Annotated in this window: 1 pseudogene; it reads right to left on the bottom strand. The window is 41.4% G+C overall.

Going from position 1 to position 1461, the window contains the following annotated elements:
* Positions 1–1161: pseudogene (locus ACFILN_RS01285) on the bottom strand (tyrosine-type recombinase/integrase); the annotation flags it as partial.
* Positions 1162–1461: the final 300 nt, after the last annotated feature.

Genomic DNA, 1461 nt, shown 5'->3' on the forward strand with positions numbered 1-1461 from the left:
ATTGACCCGTGACATAAGCCGCCCATTTATCCATATAGACACGGCGCTGTTCTAGATAGTCAGTACGACGATAGGAGCGCTTTACTTGTCCTCCTACTGTATGACTTAGAATGGTTTCAGCGACCTCATAGGGGGCATCGGTTGTTTCTGCTAGCCAATCGCGTAAACTAGAGCGAAAACCATGCGGGCAGGCTTCAAGTTTATTGTCTCTCATATATTGAGCCATACACTTCTCAGCGAGGGGACCGCGACCTTTAGCAGAAAAAAAGAAATCATTACGAGAAAGCAATCGTGCTTGTTTTAAAATGTCTAATGCTTCAGTTGATAAAGGCCGCGAAATTCTTTTGTTGTATCACGCTTGCCTTTCATATTTTCAGCAGGTATGGTCCATATATCCCCATCAATTTGATCTTTATGAATATGACGTAAAGGATTGGTACGAACACCTGTCAGAATAAGCAAACGCAAAGCCAGTTGTGTTATGGTTGATGCTTCACAGAGTGTTTTATAAAAAGCGGGAACATCTTTCCAATCCATTGCAGGTAAGTTTTTGATTTTATGGCGTTGTTTGCCTAAGAGAGCGCGTGCTTTTTCTACTGCTTGTAAATCAACATCTAAACCCAAAGCAGCCGCATGTTTGAGACAAAGATTGAGACGAATGAGAGCTCTACGCGCTGTAACAGCTTTTGTATGCCAGATAGGGGCAATAGTGTTGCGTATCTCAGTTTGTGTAATCTCAGAAACCGGCAGACAACCTAATTTAGGGAGAATATGAAGGCGTAAAGGTAAAAACCAATCTCCATCTTTACCATCATTCTTGAGTTCAGCTTTACGACTTTCAAAAGCATCCACGGCAATATCTTTTAAATAATGGAGATTGCTTATTGCTTCACGCTTTTGTTTATTGCGTTCTTTAATGGGGTCACGGCCCTCACGTAAAACCGAACGCCACCCAGTTGCCAATTCACGGGCTTGTTTTAAAGAGACATCTCGCAACGCTCCCAATCCCATTTCACGACGACGACCATGAATGGTATAACGATAAATCCATTGAGCACCTCCATCTTTACGCTTATGAAGAAGCAAGCCGGCACCATCATTATATTTGCCAGCCCCCAATGTTGCGACAGATCTTGCATTAAGACGGTTCATAAGAGCCATTTTTTAATCCTTTCTTATACAAATTTGATCCACACACTCATCCCACTTGTTATGTGCAAATGAGTGGTTTTGATTGATTCAAGATAAACAGATTTGAAATGAGAGAATCTTCCGTTATTCGGGATTCTAACTCAATATGAATAACGCTAGATTATCATTATAAATCAATATCTTGTATCGGTAATGCCGTCCCCTTATAATGGTTTGAACTTCATTGAGTTCACCACTTTGAATAAAGGGACGCGTGCCATAAAAGACAACGCTTTGTTGTTCCTCTTTGCCGCGAGATCTGTCAATTGC

The organism is Bartonella sp. CL434QHHD, from assembly GCF_042195145.1.
Classification (GTDB): Bacteria; Pseudomonadota; Alphaproteobacteria; order Rhizobiales; family Rhizobiaceae; genus Bartonella.